This window comes from Rhodococcus sp. ARC_M12 (assembly GCF_022810385.1).
In the GTDB taxonomy this organism is placed as follows: domain Bacteria; phylum Actinomycetota; class Actinomycetes; order Mycobacteriales; family Mycobacteriaceae; genus Rhodococcoides; species Rhodococcoides navarretei.
The window spans coordinates 195,421-213,722 of the sequence record NZ_JALGQI010000009.1; the positions used below are offsets into that span (position 1 = coordinate 195,421).

18 protein-coding genes and 2 pseudogenes are annotated in these 18,302 nt (G+C 65.1%); 12 read left to right on the plus strand and 8 right to left on the minus strand.

Annotated elements, in window-relative coordinates; genetic code table 11:
• Nucleotides 1–28 precede the first annotated feature (28 nt).
• The gene (locus MTX35_RS13715) at nt 29–646 is read left to right on the plus strand and encodes a TetR/AcrR family transcriptional regulator (protein WP_243595507.1); all 618 of its coding nucleotides are present in this window, start codon (nt 29–31) and stop codon (nt 644–646) included.
• 73 nt (nt 647–719) lie between these two features.
• Here MTX35_RS13715 and MTX35_RS13720 read toward each other — a convergent pair.
• Nucleotides 720–2,085: pseudogene (locus MTX35_RS13720) on the minus strand (acetamidase/formamidase family protein).
• A 328-nt stretch (nt 2,086–2,413) separates the two neighbouring features.
• Between MTX35_RS13720 and MTX35_RS13725 the strand changes: the two are divergent.
• Nucleotides 2,414–3,370 (plus strand): hypothetical protein, encoded by a 957-nt coding sequence (locus MTX35_RS13725; RefSeq protein ID WP_243595508.1) that lies wholly within the window; start codon nt 2,414–2,416, stop codon nt 3,368–3,370.
• A complete protein-coding gene (locus MTX35_RS13730; protein WP_243595509.1) occupies nt 3,367–4,029 on the plus strand; it encodes a hypothetical protein in 663 nt (220 codons plus the stop codon). The genes MTX35_RS13725 and MTX35_RS13730 overlap by 4 nt, the downstream gene beginning before the upstream one ends.
• On the opposite strand, the gene MTX35_RS13735 is transcribed toward MTX35_RS13730, so the two are convergent.
• Nucleotides 3,962–5,230 (minus strand): DUF4185 domain-containing protein, encoded by a 1,269-nt coding sequence (locus MTX35_RS13735; protein WP_243595510.1) that lies wholly within the window; start codon nt 5,228–5,230, stop codon nt 3,962–3,964. The two genes, MTX35_RS13730 and MTX35_RS13735, sit on opposite strands and share 68 nt — an antisense overlap.
• Before the next feature lie 142 nt (nt 5,231–5,372).
• Entirely contained in the window at nt 5,373–5,786 is a 414-nt protein-coding gene (locus MTX35_RS13740; RefSeq protein WP_243595511.1) for a hypothetical protein, read from the minus strand.
• A 107-nt stretch (nt 5,787–5,893) separates the two neighbouring features.
• On the opposite strand from MTX35_RS13740, the gene MTX35_RS13745 reads away from it, so the two are divergent.
• Nucleotides 5,894–6,226 carry a hypothetical protein gene (locus tag MTX35_RS13745; protein ID WP_243595512.1) on the plus strand — a complete coding sequence of 111 codons (333 nt, stop codon included), beginning with the start codon at nt 5,894–5,896 and terminating at the stop codon, nt 6,224–6,226.
• Nucleotides 6,226–6,663 (plus strand): hypothetical protein, encoded by a 438-nt coding sequence (locus tag MTX35_RS13750; RefSeq protein WP_243595513.1) that lies wholly within the window; start codon nt 6,226–6,228, stop codon nt 6,661–6,663. The genes MTX35_RS13745 and MTX35_RS13750 overlap by 1 nt, the downstream gene beginning before the upstream one ends.
• Here MTX35_RS13750 and MTX35_RS13755 read toward each other — a convergent pair whose 3' ends face one another.
• Nucleotides 6,664–7,230, minus strand: coding sequence for a peptide deformylase (locus MTX35_RS13755; RefSeq protein WP_243595514.1), 567 nt, complete (start codon nt 7,228–7,230; stop codon nt 6,664–6,666).
• A gap of 22 nt (nt 7,231–7,252) precedes the next feature.
• On the opposite strand from MTX35_RS13755, the pseudogene MTX35_RS13760 reads away from it, so the two are divergent.
• The 4 genes and pseudogenes from MTX35_RS13760 to MTX35_RS13775 all read left to right on the plus strand — a co-directional run.
• Nucleotides 7,253–7,381: pseudogene (locus tag MTX35_RS13760) on the plus strand (DUF2256 domain-containing protein); the annotation flags it as partial.
• A 15-nt stretch (nt 7,382–7,396) separates the two neighbouring features.
• On the plus strand, nt 7,397–7,648 hold the full coding sequence (locus MTX35_RS13765; protein WP_243595553.1) for a DUF3253 domain-containing protein: 252 nt from the start codon (nt 7,397–7,399) through the stop codon (nt 7,646–7,648).
• A gap of 46 nt (nt 7,649–7,694) precedes the next feature.
• Nucleotides 7,695–9,176, plus strand: coding sequence for a DUF222 domain-containing protein (locus tag MTX35_RS13770; protein ID WP_243595515.1), 1,482 nt, complete (start codon nt 7,695–7,697; stop codon nt 9,174–9,176).
• Nucleotides 9,173–9,529 carry an HNH endonuclease signature motif containing protein gene (locus tag MTX35_RS13775; RefSeq protein ID WP_243595554.1) on the plus strand — a complete coding sequence of 119 codons (357 nt, stop codon included), beginning with the start codon at nt 9,173–9,175 and terminating at the stop codon, nt 9,527–9,529. The genes MTX35_RS13770 and MTX35_RS13775 overlap by 4 nt, the downstream gene beginning before the upstream one ends.
• Before the next feature lie 7 nt (nt 9,530–9,536).
• Here MTX35_RS13775 and MTX35_RS13780 read toward each other — a convergent pair whose 3' ends face one another.
• Complete coding sequence (locus tag MTX35_RS13780) at nt 9,537–11,033, minus strand: acyl-CoA synthetase (RefSeq protein WP_243595516.1); 1,497 nt, start codon at nt 11,031–11,033, stop codon at nt 9,537–9,539.
• Between the two features lie 89 nt (nt 11,034–11,122).
• On the opposite strand from MTX35_RS13780, the gene MTX35_RS13785 reads away from it, so the two are divergent.
• Nucleotides 11,123–11,662 carry a DUF2231 domain-containing protein gene (locus tag MTX35_RS13785; protein WP_243595517.1) on the plus strand — a complete coding sequence of 180 codons (540 nt, stop codon included), beginning with the start codon at nt 11,123–11,125 and terminating at the stop codon, nt 11,660–11,662.
• A 1-nt stretch (nt 11,663) separates the two neighbouring features.
• Here MTX35_RS13785 and MTX35_RS13790 read toward each other — a convergent pair whose 3' ends face one another.
• Entirely contained in the window at nt 11,664–12,119 is a 456-nt protein-coding gene (locus MTX35_RS13790; RefSeq protein WP_243595518.1) for a hypothetical protein, read from the minus strand.
• A gap of 173 nt (nt 12,120–12,292) precedes the next feature.
• Here MTX35_RS13790 and MTX35_RS13795 point away from each other — a divergent pair, with 173 nt between their 5' ends.
• On the plus strand, nt 12,293–14,596 hold the full coding sequence (locus MTX35_RS13795) for an excinuclease ABC subunit UvrA (protein WP_243595519.1): 2,304 nt from the start codon (nt 12,293–12,295) through the stop codon (nt 14,594–14,596).
• Between the two features lie 75 nt (nt 14,597–14,671).
• Nucleotides 14,672–15,598 carry an ABC transporter substrate-binding protein gene (locus tag MTX35_RS13800; RefSeq protein WP_243595555.1) on the plus strand — a complete coding sequence of 309 codons (927 nt, stop codon included), beginning with the start codon at nt 14,672–14,674 and terminating at the stop codon, nt 15,596–15,598.
• A gap of 40 nt (nt 15,599–15,638) precedes the next feature.
• Here the strand turns inward: MTX35_RS13800 and MTX35_RS13805 are convergent, their stop codons facing one another.
• Both MTX35_RS13805 and MTX35_RS13810 read right to left on the minus strand, forming a co-directional pair.
• Nucleotides 15,639–16,829 carry a CaiB/BaiF CoA-transferase family protein gene (locus MTX35_RS13805; protein ID WP_243595520.1) on the minus strand — a complete coding sequence of 397 codons (1,191 nt, stop codon included), beginning with the start codon at nt 16,827–16,829 and terminating at the stop codon, nt 15,639–15,641.
• Nucleotides 16,826–18,292 carry a dihydroorotase family protein gene (locus tag MTX35_RS13810; protein ID WP_243595521.1) on the minus strand — a complete coding sequence of 489 codons (1,467 nt, stop codon included), beginning with the start codon at nt 18,290–18,292 and terminating at the stop codon, nt 16,826–16,828. The genes MTX35_RS13805 and MTX35_RS13810 overlap by 4 nt, the downstream gene beginning before the upstream one ends.
• Nucleotides 18,293–18,302 lie beyond the last annotated feature (10 nt).

Here is an 18,302-nt window from a genome sequence, read left to right on the forward strand (position 1 = left end):
CACTCGCTCCCTCTGTCAAGATCTACCTATGGCCTCCACGACGCGCCGCTACAACGGCATGAGCGCCGACGACCGCCTTGCCGACCGTCGGGCCCGCCTGCTCGACGCCGGGCTCGAGGTGTTCGCGAAGGCAGGTGCCCAGAACACGACCATGACCGCGATCTGCGCGGAGGCGAAGCTGACCGAGCGCTACTTCTACGAAAACTTCACCGGCCGAGACGAGCTGCTCGAACGCGTGGTGGATTCGATATCCGACGAGATCCGATCCAAGGCCCTGGACGCGCTCCACTCCCCCGCACCCACCGTCGAAGAACAGGTACACAACGCCATCGCTGCCTTCGTCGGCGTGCTCACCGAGGACCCGCGCAAGGGCCGCGTCGCGATGATCGAATCACTGGCCGTCGACTCACTCCGGGCATACCGGCGAAAGTCCATGCGCGCGTTCGCCCACCTGGTCGCCGAGCAATCCCGCGAACTCTACGGTGAGCAGGCCTTCCCGCAACCGCAGTCGGAGATCAACGGCCTCCTGTTCATCGGCGGACTCGCCGAACTCGTGATCGCGTGGCTCAACGACGAAATCGACATCACCCCTGCGGATATCGTCGACGCCGCAACCCGGCAGTTCATCGCGACGGCGCATCGCTGAGGTGCCTTCGGCAGTGGCGTGATCAAGTGCCCGTTGAGGCACTTGAACGCACCACTGCGCCGAAGGCGCACTCCTACCGGTCGAAGTGTGCCTTCGAGATCCGGCCGTGCACACCGACCGTCTTGTCGACCACCTGCGAAACGGTGAAGTTCGCGGCCGCGGAGAGGTACGCATAGGCCGTCGCCCGGTCCATACCCAGATCGGTCTCGAGGAAGTCGAGCGCATTGACCACCGCGCGGCGCATGGCGGCGTTCAGGTCCGAACTCTGGCCGCCGACGGCACCGTCCGGGTCGGACAGACCGATCGGAATCCACGAGTCCTCTTTCTCGGCAAAGGGATACGAGTAGGCAACGGACGGGGCATCACCGCTGCCCGCCTTGCAGACGGTGAGGCGGAAGGTGCCGCGCAGCGAACCCTCCATCGCCGTCAACGCCACCTCCCCGTCGCCCATCGCCATGTGCGGATCGCCGACGTAGAACAACGCACCCTCCGCGAACACCGGGAGGTAGAACGTCGATCCGACGCCGAGCAACCCGACATCGATGTTGCCGCCGCCGAGCGTCGGCGGAATCGAATTCGCATTGGGCGACGTCAACCCTGGGTCGCTGGCGAACGCGACACCCATCATGCCCATGAACGGTCGCAGCGGAAAGCGCACGGACGCATCGCCGTACCGCATCACGCCCTGCCCGTCCTCGACGGCGGTGAACGTGGAGACGTTGCCGTACTGCGTCGGGTCACCCGACTTCCTGCCGTCGCTTCCGATCGGTGGCATGACCTCGTCGAGGCTGATACCCGCCGGTGCCTCACCGGACGCGGTGACGGCCAGAGCGCCCTTGCCGTGCCGGCTCGACACCACGCCGTACGGCACCCGGGGAGTCGCCTCGAGCGTCTCGATCTTGAGAACGTCGCCGCGCTGTGCACCTTCGACGAACACCGGGCCCGTGACCACGTGCGGTCCGTCGACGTCGAAGTTGCGTACCGTCCGGTCGTACCCGCCGGCGATGTCGATCGCATCCTGCAGAACATCGGACTCGGAAACACCTTCGCCACCGAAGAATTCGACGGGATCGCGGCCCTGGTCTTCGAGAATCCCCTCATGGCTGAGCGCGTCGATGGTCACCGTCTCGCCGGACTTCATCTGCAGCACCGATTCGGACTCGACCGTCGGCACGTAGGCCCCACAGGACCTTGTCGACCTCCGAGCTCAGGTAGTGATCGCCGGAGATGTCGCCCGCTCCGGGCTGAAGGATGCCGGCAGCGGTCGGAGCCGGTGACGACGAACTGGCAGCCGCGGTGGTCGTCGAGGACGTCGAACACGCTGCTGTTCCGGCAATTCCGACGCCTGCGCCCAGTGCTGCCACCGCCTGAATGAAGCCGCGACGCCCGATTCCCTTGGTGATCGTTTCCGCTGCCTGCTCCGCCATCGACCGCGCCATTGCTACCTCCTGAAGTGTCCGAATCTCGAACGTAGACGCACCGTGTTTCTCGGCCGTTACGAACGCGGGTCGGGCGAAGTGCTCAGCGGGACAACTCAGCTGGGATCGCTACCACCGATCACCGCCCACCAGATCGCGCTGACAGCGGCAGACACCGATTCGGCAAACCCACCATCGTCGACAACGAGCCACAGCAAATCGATGATCGGACCCGCCACCGCGGAGTGGCGTCGCGCAAGCACCCGGAGAAAGCGACGACCCCGATGTTCACGGCTCGACGACGACAGCGAGAATGGCGCTGCCCACTCACATCGGTAGATTCACGACCATGCCGACAGATTCCACACCCGACGGATTCACCTTCGAGCGCTTCGACGTCACCGACGCCGGATCCATCGCCACGGTCTTCGCGGCCAAGGAACACCGAGCCGGGCTCTACGTTCTGCACTTCACCGACGGCTCGGCTCACGTCGGCTACGCCGATTCGGTCGCCGCGCGGTTCGCCGCCGATCTGGACACCTGGACCGACATCGAGGCAATCGACTTCACGGCCGGAACGTCGGACCAGCTGGTAGAGGTGCAGGAGCTCGTGTCGCGCCTGACCCGCCTACGCGAACGCCCCGCCGAGTCCGATGCGATCGGCGAGGCACCGAGCGCGAAATCAGCACTGCCGAAGGAACGAGCCAAGCGGGCAACATTGCTCGACGCAGCCGTGGGCAAGGCGCGCAAACAATTCTGGGAACTGTCCGACCACATCGCGTACCCCGCCATCCGCAGCATCGTGGCCGACTACATCAATTCCTCGATACCCGACCCGGCGAACACCACCAAGTACCTGTGGCAGATTGCGGCACTGTCCGACGCACCCGACCAGACGGGACCTCGACGCCTGGTGACGCTGACGTGCGGCGGTTTCGAAACGCTGCGCATAGACGAGATCATGCACGACGACGACACGATCGAACTCGACCTGCGCATCAACACCAATGTTCCGCGCGACCGGACCGACGAGCAGCTCGAGATATCCAACGAGACCGTCAGTGCTGGGCGCGGACCGTACCGTGACGAACGTGTGTGGTCGTGGTCGATCGACCTCGGGGCACTGCTGGAAGAAGACGTCGATGTCGACTTGGGCATCGACGACGACACGTTCGACGACCTCGCCTACGGCCTCAACGCCCGGCTCATGCGCTCCGGAAACTCCACGGGCGCAGCGACACACAACCACGACCTGGCCGCCGACCTGCTCGCCGAGGCATACCGGCAGCTGTTCGAGACCGAGTGACCGACCGACTCTGGTACGTCTCGTACGGGTCGAACCTGCTGCGCGAGAGGTTCTTCACCTACCTGACGGGATCCGACGACAGCTCCGAATTCGGTGCGCACCCTACCGCGCCGTCGACTGCGTTACCTGCTGAAGAAAAGTGGTTGTGGATCGACCACGCACTGTATTTCGCAGGCGTCTCCAAGCGCTGGACAGGATCATCCGCCTTCGTCGCGACAACAGTAGATGCCACGAATCGCTCGGTAGCGCACGGCTACCTGGTCGACCGACGCCAGTTCGCTCATCTGGCTGCGGTCGAGAACGTCGTCGGGTCCGTCGATATCGGAGCGACGGAGACGCTTGCCATCGGACAGTGGTCGCAGCTGGCAGTGGATCGCGAGGGCGAGAACTTCCGCGGCAAATACGATGCACTGCTGCGACTTCCGGACCTCGGTGGACAGCCCGCGTTCACACTGACCAGTTCGATCGTGCGGGAGCCCGGCGAACCGTCGAGCAGGTATCTTTCGACGATCCGGCACGGACTACTGTCCGCCTCCATCGACCTCGATGTGGACGCCTACCTGCAGGCCGCCATCGAACGATCGGGGACAATCACTTCAGAGCATCGAGATTCGTCTTCAACAACAGCACGTTGTAGTCCGACCACCGAGAAGCAGTGAAGTACAGGTCTTTTCCGCTCGACATCGGGTGAATGAACGGCGCATAGATACCACCGGCCGTCTGACCGGCGTCGAGAATGGTCCTCGGCGCACTCCACGGGCCCTCGGGATTGTCGGCGGTGCGAGCGACCAATGTGCGAGAGTTCTCGTCCCCGTACATCATCACGTAGCGGCCGAGGTAGTCGTTCCACGCGACCGACATCTCGCTGACCGGTCCCTTGACGATGGCAACGGTGTCACCGATGTTCTTCGACCACTGCTTCGTCGGATCCGGATCCTGCGTCGAGTACTCGTACGCGTCGAGGTTCTCGATGTCGTTCGGTGCCACGCGCGAGACGAAGGCGTCGCCGAATCGTCCGTTCGGAGTGCCGAACTGGTACAGGTACTCGCCGTCGCGACCCAGCACGTAGGCACTCTGTTGGAACTTGCCCTGGCTCTCGTGGACGTTGGTGAAGCCCGGGATGGTGACACCCTTGTTGACGCGGATCGTCTTGGGATCCGTCGACCAATTCTGGCCGTTGTCAGTCGATTTCGCGGTCGCGGAGTAGTTCGTGATCCAGCGTCCTGGTGTGCCCCAGCTCTGCACCGACATGTAGTTGATGTACTGGGTGTTGCCGATCGCGATGGCCGCCGTGGGGATCGTCGTGTCCTCGACGGTCGGCAGTTTGGCGCTCGCGATGATTTCGGCTGCGTACCTGGGATTGTCGGCTCGCACGACCGCACCGGAGGTGTTGTCCGCTGGGTTGGCTGGACCGATCTCGATGCCCTGCGCCAGGTTCGTCGATGCCTTGTCCGAACGAAAGAGGGCGTTGCTGCGCCACTGCGCGTTGCCGGAGGAGCAGTCCCCGAAAGTGTCTCCGAACGCCATCAAGATCTGGCCGGCACCGTTGTCCCAACTGATACCCAGGTCGGTGCCGGACATCGCGAGGTCGTCGTAGGTGTTGTTCACGCTCTGCGGACCGGTGACCCAGGCAATGCTCTGCGTGTTGCCGGTGATCCGAGGGAGAGGCCCCTGCGGCCCCTGGGGATTCTTGCCCGACATCCCCGCGCTGCCCGAGGATCCGAACAGCGGCGACGAACCCGGCCCACCGAGACCACCGCAGGGTTCGGCCGAGACGGTAGGCGCGGTGAGAGCGCTGAGTCCGCTCACTGCCAGTGCCAGGACAGCCCCGACAGCGATCTGCCGACTACGTACACGCATTGACGAACCCACCGTTTCCCGTGTGACCCACGATACTGATGTGACTGATGGGACGAGTGTTACGCAAATCTACCGAACACGCAACAAATCGGGCGCGTCGGTACTTGACAAAACGCCTACGGCGAGAATGACACTCGTGTGATTAGTCGGCGATCATGCGCGCGTGAGTCGTGTCCAGAGCGAGAAGCGCAGCACCCTGCACGACGACGGCAACTCCGTGGCCCAGCGCCTGGTCAGCGGTGATCTGGCCGCCGAACCGAGGCTTCCTGACGGCGATGTGCGCACCGGTCGCGATGTAGAGAACGTCGAGACCTGCATTGATCCACAGCAGCTTGCTCAAGCTCTTGGACGTCGGGACCGAGGAGTTGAGCGCCCCCGCGACGGCGATGGCCACATCGATTGCTCCCCACCCGGCGGTCTGCTGACCGAACGCCCGCCAGGCAGGCGACGACCCGCGCAACGCCAACACCGTTCCGACGAGCACACTTCCACCGCCCCACACCGTGAGACGACGGCCGAGCCGCTGGGCGACGATGGGGGCTTCGAGTGCTGTCATGGTCTCCAGTGTGCCGCGTTCGAGGGAAGGCCGGTTCGTAACGCGCGGTCGGTTGCGACCGATCCCATGAGCACTGAGTACTCGTGCTCGAAACGAACGGAGCCACCATGCTGAAGAAGATCCTCGCCGGAGTCGCGTTGGCGATCGGCGGCGCAGTGCTCGTCGCACCGACAGCCTCCGCAGCTCCCGACGACAACCCGTTCGGGCCCAAGGATTCGACCGCGAACTTCGTGAGCGCCTTCGACCCTGCGGCATACGGCGCAGCGAGCACCAAGTCGTTGATCGTCAGCCCGTTCGGCACGAGCGTGCAGATCGATTGCTCGTCGTTCCACGGTCAGAGCTGGTGCTCCCAGAACGGCCGGGCCCTGACGGAGATCCGAATCCCGGCCGGATCGTCGGAGTGGAACTACCGGATGCTCTACGTCTACAACCCCTTCTGATGTTCGTCGGCCGTGCACTGTGCGGACTGGCGCTCCTCACTCTTACCGGTTGCGCGGCAACGGAACCCGAGCCGCAGGTCGAGGTAATCAACGTGACGCCGACGTCGTTCCCGCTGCCTCCCCCAGCGGTCGCAGCCACCACGATCCCCACCCCGGAGGATACGACCGCGATCTTTCGCACCGTGTTCGATGGCACCGCCGAACGAGGCGACCGCGCCGACGCGCTCGAAGGATCGGCGGAGGAAAACGCCGCGGTCTTCGACAGCGGGGGAATCGTGTCGGAGGTGATCTTCGACCACGTTTCTACTGTTTCGCCCGACCGGGTCGAGGCGACAGGAGCCTCACTGGGGCAACCTACGACCATCGACTTCGTCGTGTCGGATGGCCGCTGGAAACTCGAACGATCGACGGCATGCGCTGTCACCGGGGCCTGCTGATCACCAACAGAACGGGTCGGAGTCGGATCCGGGCAGCCAATTGTTGCCTGGTTCGACCCATCCCATGGATTTGATCATCTTCTTCGCGGCGCGCTGATTGCGGCCGATCAGGCGGTCGAGGTACAGGTGACCGGCCAGATGGTCGCACTCGTGTTGGAGACACCGAGCCAGGTAGCCGTGGCCCTCGACCGTCACCGGATCGCCCTCCACATCGACGCCGGTGACGCGGGCCCACTCGGCGCGTCCCGTGGGGTACCGCTCCCCCGGAACCGACAGACACCCTTCGGTGTCCTCGGGGTCGGGCATCGTCTCCGGGATCGCCGACGTCTCGAGCACTGGGTTGACCACGTGCCCGCGGTGACGCACTCCGCCGTCGTTCAGGTCGTAGACGAACACCGCCCGCGGGTCACCGACCTGATTGGCGGCGAGACCGGCACCGTGCGCGGCGGTGTTGGTCTCCAAGAGGTCGTCCACGAACGCCGCCAGTGCCGAATCGAACTCGGTGACGGGAGCGGCATGGGTCGTCAGCCGCGGGTCGCCGGCAATGAGGATGGGTCGAATCGCCATGCGAGAAGGTTACTGTCGAAGCATGGCTCACTCCCGTCGCTCCCCCACGGCGCACCCAGCGGACAAGGTTTGCGCATCGTGCGGACGGAGAATCGAATGGCGCAAGAAGTGGGAGAAGAACTGGGATGACATCAAGTACTGCAGCGACACATGCCGGCGACACAAGGTGAGCACCACAGACAAGGAACTCGAGGACAAGATCAGGACCCTGCTCGACGCCCGATCTCGTGACGCCACGATCTGCCCCTCCGACGTTGCACGAGCGCTGTCCGACGACGGGTGGCGCGACTTGATGGAGCCGGTCCGCCGCGCAGCTCGACGCATGGTCGACGCGGGAGAAGTCGAGATCACACAGAAGGGTTCCGTCGTCGATCCATCGACCGCAAAGGGGCCCATCCGCATCCGGTGGAAGCGCTGACCTGCGCTGCAGAAACGTGTCGGTGGGTGGGTATAGCTTTCGTGGGGTGAAGACATGGGGGGATGTGTTCGGGCTCGGGGACCAGGAATTGGTCTCCGCGCTCGCCGACGCGACTTTCCACGAGAATGCGCTTGCTGCAACCAGATTGACTCTGCTGGCCGAGATCGACCGACGCGGATTGGCGATGAAGCTCGGGCACTCGTCCGTCACCCGCTGGTACGCCCGGTCGGTTCGGATCACCGACGGATCGGCCGTCCGCCAGAACGCACTGGGGTACTGGCTGCACGATCACCACACCGTGCTCGACGCCCTCGCCTGCGGTGAGATCCACGCCGCGCACGCCGCCGCGATCGCCGAGGGCTACGACGTCGTCCTGCTGGCCGACACCACCCTCGACGAGCATCGACGCGACGCAATCGTCGCCGAACTCCTCGACACCGCGATGCGCAGCACCGCCGGTCAGGTCACCTCACGTGCGCAAGCGCTGGCGCACTCTGCGGCGGAGGACGCTCGGGCCCGGCACGAGAAGGACCGACGGGCGCAACAACAACGAGAGCAGGAAAAGCAGGAGCAGGAGCGTCGAGACCAGGCGGGGCGGCGAGATGATGCCGCGACTTCTACCGGCAGGCTGCCCGATCCGGAACCGCCTGCACCTGAGCCTGTTCCGCCGAAGCCCGCACCGCGACCGGTGTCGGAGAACCCGGACCTGAACCGATTCGACGTTCATCCTCTGGCCAATGGCCGCTTCCAGCTGGGCGGCAACGTCGACCTGATGGTGGCCGAGAAGCTGCTCACCGCGTTGTCGGGGTTGACCGCTCCGCGCCCGGGCCACGGTGGTGAGCGCGATCCACGTGGTCCGTCGAAGCGCCGGGCCGATGCACTCGATCACATTCTCGACCGCCACCTACGCGGCAGCCGCGGGTCGGCGGGTGGGTCGCGGGCGTCGGTGCACTTGATCGTTCCGCTGCGAGACTTGCTCAGCGACCGCGGAGAGAAGCAATCCGGCAGCGCTACAACGGGTTCGGCGACACACAGCGCCGGCGCTACCGGCGACAACTCACGAACTGGCGGCGGTGCCAGTCCCGATCGTGCCGAGGGCGACGGCAACGAGGGCCCCGATCGCGGAGCGGGCGGTGCCCGTACCAGCGGGAGCAGTGCTGCTACCGGCGACAACTCACGAACCGGTGACTCGAACGCCGGTCCCGGTCGTGGCACCGCCGATCACCGTGCGGGCGGGAGCAGTGCTGCTACCGCCGACAATTCACGAACCGGCGATGCCAACGCCGGTCCCGGTCGTGGCACCGCCGATCACCGTGTCACCGGAAGAAGTGCTGCTACCGCGACAACTCACGAACCGGTGACTCCAATGCCGGTTCCGATCGTGGCGGTCGCAGCGATGCCGGTGGTGACGATGCCGGGAAGAACCCGGCTCCCGATCCGGGCGACGCGGACTGGCCGTTCCACTTCGACTGGACCGGCCCGATCAGTCGCTCCCTCGCCGAACTCGTCACCTGTGACGCCGACCTGACCCCTGTCATCGTCGACCACAACGGCGTTCCACTCGCGCTCGGACGAACCACCAGACTCGCCAGCGACGACCAGCGCATCGCCTTGACGATCCGCGACACCTGCTGCGTGATGTGCGGCCGCCCCGCACAGTGGTGCCAAGCCCACCACGTCAGATTCTGGGAACACGGCGGCCGCACCGACCTGAACAACCTCGCGCTGGTCTGCGGAGAATGCCACCGCCTCGTCCACCACGGCGACTGGCAGCTACTCATGGGCGACGATGGACACCCCTACGCCATCCCACCCCAATCCATCGACCCCACAGGGCAACCCATCCCCAGCTACCACCGACGAAAACGTCGCGCAGCCTGACAACAGGTCAACTGCGCAGCTCACGCTTGAGCAATTTTCCGCTCTGATTGCGCGGCAATTCGTCGACGAACGTGACGGTCTTGGGCACCTTGAACGGCGCTATCCGACCCTTCACATGGTCGATCAAGACCTCCGACGACAACTCACTTCCGTCCTTCAGAACGACGACGGCCGTCACCGCCTCGATCCACTTGTCGTCGGGGGTCCCGATCACCGCGACCTCGGCGACCGCCGGATGGGTGTAGATCGCATCCTCCACCTCGCGCGACGCGACGAGAATACCGCCGGTATTGATCACGTCCTTGATCCGATCGACCACGGTGATGAACCCCTCGGCATCGCGGGTCACCAGGTCACCCGAATGAAACCACCCGTCCGAGAACGCATCTGCCGTCGCCTCCGGCTTGTCCCAGTAGCCGTCGCACAACTGAGGGGAACGGTAGAGGATCTCGCCGGGCTCGCCGTCCGGCACATCGTTGCCGTCGGCATCGACGACTCGGGTTTCGACGAAGAACACCGCACGTCCGCACGATGCCGGCCGCGCCTCGTGCTCCTCGGGCTGCAATACCGTTGCCAGCGGGCCGATCTCGGACTGCCCGAAACAGTTGTAGAACTCGATGTCCGGGTACCGGTCACGTAGCCGAGTCAGCACGGTGACAGGCATGATCGAAGACCCGTACTGCGCCTTCTTCAGCGACGAGAGGTCGCGCGTGGCCAGGTCGGGGTGATTGGCGAGCGGAACCCACACCGTCGGTGCCAGGAACAGAGACTTGATCTTCTCCTCTTCGATGCGGCGCAGGATCTCGGGAACGTCGGGCCTGCGCATCAAGTGGACCGTGGCACCCACCGACAGGTAGGGCAGCATGAACACGTGCATCCCCGCCGAGTGATACATCGGCATCACGAGTAGAGGATCGTCGTCCCGAGTGAACCCGAGCGCGATGACGCACGAGACGTATTCCGCGACGAGCGCGCCATGAGACATCATCGCGCCCTTGGGTTTCGACGTCGTTCCGGAGGTGTAGAGCAACTGAGCGAGGTCGCTGGAATCGGCGGCGGGTTCGAGTTCGGCGCCGTCACCGTCTGCGCCCAGTACATCGGGAAGGGAGACCACGTGCTCGATCGTCAGGTCTCCACGAACGGAGTCGAGGGTGGCCGTCAACGCGGGATCCACGAGAACCACGCGGGAGCCCGACTGATCGAGCAAGTACTGCAGTTCTTCGCCCACCAGCGCGTAGTTGATCGGAACGTGCACCAATCCGGCTCGCGCACAAGCAAGGAACGCAACGACGTACGCATCCGAGTTGACGCCGTACGCCGCCACACGGTCACCCTTGTTCAATCCCAACGCGATCAGCCGGCGGGCGGCGCGGGTGACCGCGGTATCGAGTTCCCTGTAGGTGTGACTGCGTCCCTCGAACGTCACGGCGAGTCGGTCGGGGAATTTCGCTGCCGACCGTCGCAGGACGCCGTCGACGGTGTTCACTCGTGTTCCGCTGCTCATCACCCGACGTTATAGGACGTCCAAGCATCTCGTCCCGTGCTTGGCTGCCCTTACGGTTCGCGCATCCCCAGTGGGGCATTCGCCCCGGTATGACACTCAAACAAGCACTCGACAGCCTCGAATCGGCATCGTTCCTCGACGGAACCGGCAACGCCATCAACGGCGTTCTCGAGCCCGCACTCGACGACAGCGCGATCGGTGGGGCGCTCCGTGGGCGATGGATCGGTCACCCCATTCACCCGGCACTCGTCAACGTCACCATCGGTAGCTGGACCAGCGCCGTTGCCCTCGACCTGCTCAATCACCAATCGAGGGCGAGCAAGCTCGTCATCTCCGTCGGGCTGGCGTCCGCGCCGGCAGCCATCGCCACCGGTTGGGCCGACTGGTCGACGATGAACACGCGCCAACGACGGGTCGGGATGATCCACGCGGCCTCGAACGCGACCGGCGTATTCCTGTTCCTCGGCTCCTACCTACGACGCCGCAAGCACACCGACGGTGTTGCCAAGGCCTTGGCTGCGGCAGGCCTGGCGGCAGCGAGCGTCGGCGGCCTCATCGGAGGTCACCTCGCCTACAGCTCCACCGAGCAAGAACCGGCTCCGGCAGGCAAGCACAACATTCGCCGGTAGATCAGCAATTGTTCGGCTCACCGATCTTCACCGCGGACAGCAGTGCATCCCCCTCACCGATGAGAGTCCCTGCGGGTGGATCCTGCGCTACGACAATCCAGTTCGAGTCGTTGACCTGCATCCGGCTCGCACCGGACGCATCGTTGCTCCGGGAGTAGAAGACTCCTGCAGCCTGAATCGTATTCTGGGCAGTCTGCAGATTCATACACACGACCGGAGGCATGGCAACGAGGACGGGCTCCGCGGCGGGCGGTTCGGGCGCGGTGGTGTCCGGAAGGACAATTCGCTCGGAAGCCGTCGGCGCGGTCGTGGCTGGGGTCGCGTCCACGGTCACAGTCCGCACTTCGGTTCGAACCTCGGGTTCGGCGGAGTCCGCAGATCCGCAGCCCGCGAGGACGAACACAGGAAGGGCGAGCACGATGGCCGATCGCACGCGGAAACGACTGCTGCTCGTCATGAATACCTCTCGACACGACCGACAGCCTGTTGCAACCGGTGCCCATGAGAGATCGTCAGACCGGTAAGTCTGTTACGGCGGGCGCTCTCAGCGCATTTCCGTACGCCGTACGGTAGACTGCGTCGGCCCCGGGCGAACCAGCGTCGGGGGCGGCGAAAGGCGACTCGAACGCAATGACTCCAGCCCAGCCGACGATCTCGATCGATACACCGACACCTGCAGACGAACTGTCCACCATCATCGTTCGTGGAGCCCGCGAGAACAATCTCCGCGACGTGAACCTAGACCTCCCCAAACGCTCGCTCGTCGTGTTCGCGGGCGTCTCCGGTTCGGGCAAGTCGTCGCTCGTCTTCGACACCATCGCCGCCGAAGCACAACGGCAGATCAACTCCACGTTCACCGCGTTCGCTCAGACGTTTCTCCCGTCCTACGGTCGGCCCGACGCCGATCTGATCGCCAACCTGTCAGCCGTCGTGATCGTCGATCAGAAGCGTCTGTTCGGTGGCCCGCGATCGACGGTCGGCACCATCACCGACATCGGCGACTGGCTACGCATGCTCTGGTCCCGCGCCGTCACGCCGAGCATCGGCTATGCCAATGCGTTCTCGTTCAACGACCCCGCCGGAATGTGCCTCGAATGCGAGGGGCTCGGCGAGGCGAAGGTCGTAGACCTCCGCGAGCTGGTGGACGAGTCGAAGTCCTTGCGCGAGGGGCCGTTCAAGCATCCGGACTTCGAGGTCGGCAAATGGCCGTACCGAGTGTTCGCCGACTCGGGCCTGTTCGACCTCGACGTCCCGATCGAGCAGTACTCCGCCCGTGAGCGCCACATTTTCTTCGACGCCAAGCCCGGCGAGGTCGAGGTGATGAATCCCGACGCCGTCATGAAGAGTTACGAGGGGATCGTGTCCAGGTTCCGGCGCAGCTACCTGGCGAAGGACGCCGACGCACTCAAAGGCAAAGCCAAGCTCGCGTTCGAGCGCATCGTCACCCGCGGCACCTGCGAGGCCTGCGGCGGCTCTCGATACAACGAGACCATCCGCGGTGCCACCCTCGAAGGACTGTCCTTGCCCGACGCGTTCGCGATGCAGGTCTCCGAACTCGCCGACCGCATCGACGGCTGGCGGATCACAGGCCTGGGCAGCGTCACCGCCGAAATCGTCACGCAGCTGCGACGACTCGTCGATCTCGGTCTCGGCTACCTCAGCCTGGACCGCGCAACGTCGTCGCTGTCGGGCGGTGAATCGCAGCGCATCAAGATGGTGCGGCACCTCGGAGCAACCCTCAACGACATGCTCTACGTCTTCGACGAACCGACCACCGGGCTCCACCCCCGCGACGTCCACCGCCTCGACGACATGTTGCTCGCGCTGCGCGACAAGGGCAACACCGTCCTCGTCGTCGAGCACGATCCCGAGGTCATGGCCATCGCCGACCGCATCGTCGAGATCGGCCCCGGTGCCGGAAAGGCCGGCGGCACAGTCGTGTTCGAGGGCACTTACGACGAACTGCGCCGCGCCGACACCCGTACCGGATCCGCGCTACGACGCGAAGGCGTCGAACTACGCACTCCCCGTCCGCCGTCGGGCTGGCTGAGCATCACCGGGGCAAGCACCCACAACCTGCGCGACGTCAGCGTCGACATTCCGCTCGGAGTCCTGACGGCCGTCACCGGGGTCGCGGGCTCCGGCAAGTCCAGCCTCATCCACGGCCACCTTCGTGAGGCCGCGCCGGACGCCGTCATCATCGACCAGGCACCCATCCGCGGTTCGCGTCGTTCCTCCCCCGCGACCTACACCGGACTGCTCGATCCGATCCGCGCCTACTTCGCCAAGAAGACCGGGCAGCCGCCGTCACTGTTCTCCCCCAACTCCGACGGTGCGTGCCCCGACTGCCAGGGCGGTGGCGTCATCTTCACCGATCTCGGGTTCACCGACCCGGTGACGAGCACGTGTGAGACATGCCAGGGCAGGCGGTTCCGATCGGGCGCGATCCGGCACACCGTCGACGGCATCAGCATCGCCGACATCTTCGAGATGTCCGTCGAAGACGCGCAGGACTTCTTCGAGGTCAAGAAGATCCGCGACATCCTCCGTCGGTGCCGGGACGTCGGCCTCGGCTACCTCTCACTCGGCCAGAACCTGTCTTCGCTTTCCGGCGGCGAACGTCAACGGCTCAAGCTCGCCACCGAATTGGTCGGGTCGTCGCCGGTGCTGGTTCTAGACGAGCCGACGACCGGTCTGCACCCGTCGGACGTGTCGAACCTGATCGCGTTGCTGTCCGGGATGGTCGACGAGGGTAGGTCGGTGATCGTCATCGAACACAACCTCGACGTCATCGCCGCCGCCGACTGGGTCATCGACCTCGGCCCCGACGGCGGACACAACGGCGGGCTGGTCACCTTCACCGGCACCGTCGACGAGTTGGTGCTCTCCGACACCCACACCGGCACGTACCTGGCACGGAGCCTGGGGCGCTGACCGCGACCCGATAGTGTTGGCGCTTCAAGAGGCATCGGAAACACAGGAGTGGCAGTGCAGCGTCGATCGGCACGAATGATCTCAGCCGGGTTCGCGGTCGTCGCGCTGGTCGCGACCGGTTGCGGCGGCACGACGGCGGACTCCCCGCCGACCACCACCTCGGCCGCGGCGTCGAGCGGGGAGTTTCCGAGGACGATCGCCTCGGGCTCGGACGGCGGGACCGTCACCATCGACGCGATGCCTCGTTCGATCGTCTCGCTGAGCCCGACGGCGACGGAGACCCTGTACGCCGTCGGCGCGGGTGAGCAGGTGGCGGCCGTCGACGATCAGTCGGACTATCCCGCCGACGCGCCGAAGACCGGGCTGTCGGCGTTCACGCCGAGTCTCGAGGCGATCGTCGCGTACGACCCGGACCTGGTCATCACCTCCACCGACCTCGGCCTCGTGACGTCCACTCTGGCCGAGGCCGGCATTCCGACGCTGCTGGTTCCGGCCGCGACGAGCCTCGACGACGCGTACTCGCAGATCGAACGCGTCGCGGATGCCACCGGGCACGACGCCGACGGCGATGCGGTGGTCGCCCAGATGCGGTCCCGGATCGACGCTGCCGTGGCGAGCGTTCCGGATCGTGATCAGCCGCTGACGTACTTCCACGAACTCGACGACACGCTGTACACCGTGTCCAGCCAGAGCTTCGTCGGCCAAATCTACGGACTGTTCGGCCTCGAGAGCATCGCCGACGGCTCCGATGCTGGCGACTACCCACAACTGTCCGCCGAAACAGTGATTACCACGGATCCCGATATCGTGTTCCTCGCCGACGCCCAATGCTGCGGCGTGACAGCCGAATCCGTCGCCGCTCGGCCGGGGTGGGGTTCGATGACCGCCGTCCGAGACGGCAGGATCTTCCCGATGGACGAAGACCTGTCGAGTCGGTGGGGCCCACGCATCGCAGACCAGGTGGAAGCCGTCGCCGCTGTGGTGCAACAGATTCCGGCATGAACTCGGCGGGTGACCGAACACTGCGATCACCCGCCGCGCTCTACACGATGCTGTCGCGGTGCATGGCCTCGATCTCGTCGGCGCTGCACCCGATTTCGGTCAGCACCTCATCGGTATCGGCACCGTGCTTGCGTCCGGTGTATCTGATGCTTCCGGGGCTACGACCCATCCGCCACATGACGTTCTGCATGCGCACCGGACCCAGGTCGTCGTCCTCGACGGTCGTCACCATCTCGATGGCATTGACCTGCGGATCGGACAACAGGTCGCTCGGCTTGTAGACGGGAGCGACTGCCGCGCCTGCCTTCTCGAACTCGTCGATCACCACGTCTTTCGTCCGCTCGCCGATCCAGCCGCCGACGTACTCGTCCAGCAGGTCCGCGTGGGCGGCGCGCTGACGCCCGGTGGCGAACCATGGTTCGTCCAGCACCTCGGGGTGGCCCACCAGGACCAGCACGCGCTCAGCGATCGAATTGGCGCTCGTGGAGATCGCCAACCAATGACCGTCCGCGGTCTTGTACAGGTTGCGGGGCGCATTGTTGCTCGACCGATTGCCCGTGCGTTCCTGATCGATCCCCAACTGGTCGGCGTAGATGACGCCCGGCCCGACCGCGGCCATGATCGGGCTCAACAGATCCAGGTCGATCTGCTGACCATGACCGCCGTTGTTGGTTCGGTGCAGCAGGGCCATGGACACCGCCGACGAGCCGGCGATCCCGGCGAGGGAATCGGCCAGTCCGAACGCAGGAAGCGTCGGCGGTCCGTCTGCTTCACCGGTCAGATGCGCAAAGCCACTCATCGATTCGACGAGCGTCCCGAAGGCCGGCCGGGTGGCGTACGGCCCGGTCTGACCGAAGCCCGTGACACGCAACAGGATCAGACCAGGGTTGAGCTCGGACAGCACGTCGTATCCCAGCCCCCAGCGTTCGAGGGTTCCCGGCCGGAAGTTCTCGACCACCACGTCGGCTTCGGCGGCGAGACGACGAAATAGTGCTCCGCCCTGTGCATTTCCGAGGTCGAGAGTCATCGTTCGCTTGTTGCGACCGATCATCGTCCACCACAGCGGGTGACCGTCCTTGTCCAGGCCGTGTCCGCGCATACCGTCGGGCTTGGTGGGGTGCTCGATCTTGATGACCTCCGCCCCGAAATCGCCGAGGATCTGCGCGACGAGAGGGCCGGCGAGGATCGTCGAGATATCGAGAACTTTGATGCCCTCGAGCGGGCCCGTCACAGGTACGGACGGTGCAGGTAGCGGCCTGCCGGCGCACCGGCGACGGCACCGTCGGCGAGTACCCGCTGACCACGGACGAACGTGTCGGTCACCTTGGCCCCGAGCTCGAATCCCTCGAACGGTGTGTACTCCTGCGCCGACTCGGAATCCTCCGGCCGGACGGTCCAGGTGTGATCGGGGTCGATGAGGGCGACGTCTGCGTCCATACCGACGGCGATGTCTCCCTTGCCCGGCAGCCCGTAGCGTCGGGCCGGGTTGAGCGAGGTCAGCTCGGCGATGCGACGCCAGCTCAGGCCGCGCTTGCGTCCTTCGCTGACCAGTCCCGGGAGCAGGTACTCGGCACCGCCGAAGCCGGACTTCGCGGCGAAGATGTCGCCGCGGTCCTCGGCGAACTTCTTCTCGTCCTTGCAGCACGCGTGATCGCTGACGACCCAATCGATGTCACCGGCGAGCAGGTGCTCCCACAGCGCTTCGACATCGTCACGCGGGCGCAACGGTGGGTTGACCTTGCCACCGAGTCCGTAGGCGGTGTCGATATCGGCCAGCAGGTGCCCGATGGTGACCTCGCGGCGAAAGTTGACGTGTGGGAACGCCTTTGCCATCCGCATCGCCGCGGTCAGCGCCTTGCGCGACGACAGGTGCAGCAAGTTGATGTTGGGCAGCTGCGTCTCGTCTGCGAGGAACGACGCAATGGTGACGGCGAGGCCCTCGGAATGCGGTGGCCGCGACGCGCTGTATGCGGCGAGGCCCTCGAGGGTGCCCTCCTCCTCGACGATCTTGGTGTACGCGCTCATGATCTCGGCGGTCTCGCAATGCAGCGACAGCGAGATGTGATCGGCCTTGTCGCCCATCTGCTCACGGGCAGCCTGGATGCCGCGCATGACGAACTCGAAGTGCGCCAGGTCGTAGCGCTCCCCCTCGGGCGTCATGAGGAACTCGCTCTGATCGGTGGACCGGCCGTGGAGCCCGTGGCTACCGTAGAACATGAAGATCTTGAACGACGTGACGCCGTGGTCGGCGATGAGCGAGGGGATTTCGTCGATGTGTTCCTTCGACATCGGCGCGAGGTGGTACGCGTAATCGACGTAGGGGCGTCCCTCGGTGGCCTCGAGGACCTTGGGGAACACATCAGCGTAGGAGCCGCCGGTGTTCATGTAGTACTGGCCGGTCCGCATGTAGGACAACGACGTGGTCACGCCGCCCTGCACGCACGCCCGCGACTCGGTCTCGGCATCCTCACCGAGCGAGTTGTAGATACCCCAGTGCTGGTGCGCATCGACGACGCCGGGAAACGCGATCTTGCCTGCTGCGTCGACGACGGTGTCCGCCGCGGAGGCATCGATGTTCGCTTCGATTCGAGTGAACTTGCCGTCCTCGATGAGCAGGTCCAGAAATTCACCCTCGTCGGGGGCATCGGATCCTGCACGAACTACGCGAGCATTGGTGATCAAGAGCGTTGACATGGTTGTCCTT

Coding starts and splice junctions, on each gene's coding strand:
- MTX35_RS13715 (WP_243595507.1), top strand. CDS start 29: ATGGCCTCCACGACGCGCCGCTACAACGGCATGAGCGCCGACGACCGC.
- MTX35_RS13725 (WP_243595508.1), top strand. CDS start 2,414: ATGCCGACAGATTCCACACCCGACGGATTCACCTTCGAGCGCTTCGAC.
- MTX35_RS13735 (WP_243595510.1), bottom strand. CDS start 5,230: ATGCGTGTACGTAGTCGGCAGATCGCTGTCGGGGCTGTCCTGGCACTG.
- MTX35_RS13740 (WP_243595511.1), bottom strand. CDS start 5,786: ATGACAGCACTCGAAGCCCCCATCGTCGCCCAGCGGCTCGGCCGTCGT.
- MTX35_RS13745 (WP_243595512.1), top strand. CDS start 5,894: ATGCTGAAGAAGATCCTCGCCGGAGTCGCGTTGGCGATCGGCGGCGCA.
- MTX35_RS13750 (WP_243595513.1), top strand. CDS start 6,226: ATGTTCGTCGGCCGTGCACTGTGCGGACTGGCGCTCCTCACTCTTACC.
- MTX35_RS13755 (WP_243595514.1), bottom strand. CDS start 7,230: ATGGCGATTCGACCCATCCTCATTGCCGGCGACCCGCGGCTGACGACC.
- MTX35_RS13780 (WP_243595516.1), bottom strand. CDS start 11,033: ATGAGCAGCGGAACACGAGTGAACACCGTCGACGGCGTCCTGCGACGG.
- MTX35_RS13785 (WP_243595517.1), top strand. CDS start 11,123: ATGACACTCAAACAAGCACTCGACAGCCTCGAATCGGCATCGTTCCTC.
- MTX35_RS13790 (WP_243595518.1), bottom strand. CDS start 12,119: ATGACGAGCAGCAGTCGTTTCCGCGTGCGATCGGCCATCGTGCTCGCC.
- MTX35_RS13795 (WP_243595519.1), top strand. CDS start 12,293: ATGACTCCAGCCCAGCCGACGATCTCGATCGATACACCGACACCTGCA.
- MTX35_RS13800 (WP_243595555.1), top strand. CDS start 14,672: ATGATCTCAGCCGGGTTCGCGGTCGTCGCGCTGGTCGCGACCGGTTGC.
- MTX35_RS13810 (WP_243595521.1), bottom strand. CDS start 18,292: ATGTCAACGCTCTTGATCACCAATGCTCGCGTAGTTCGTGCAGGATCC.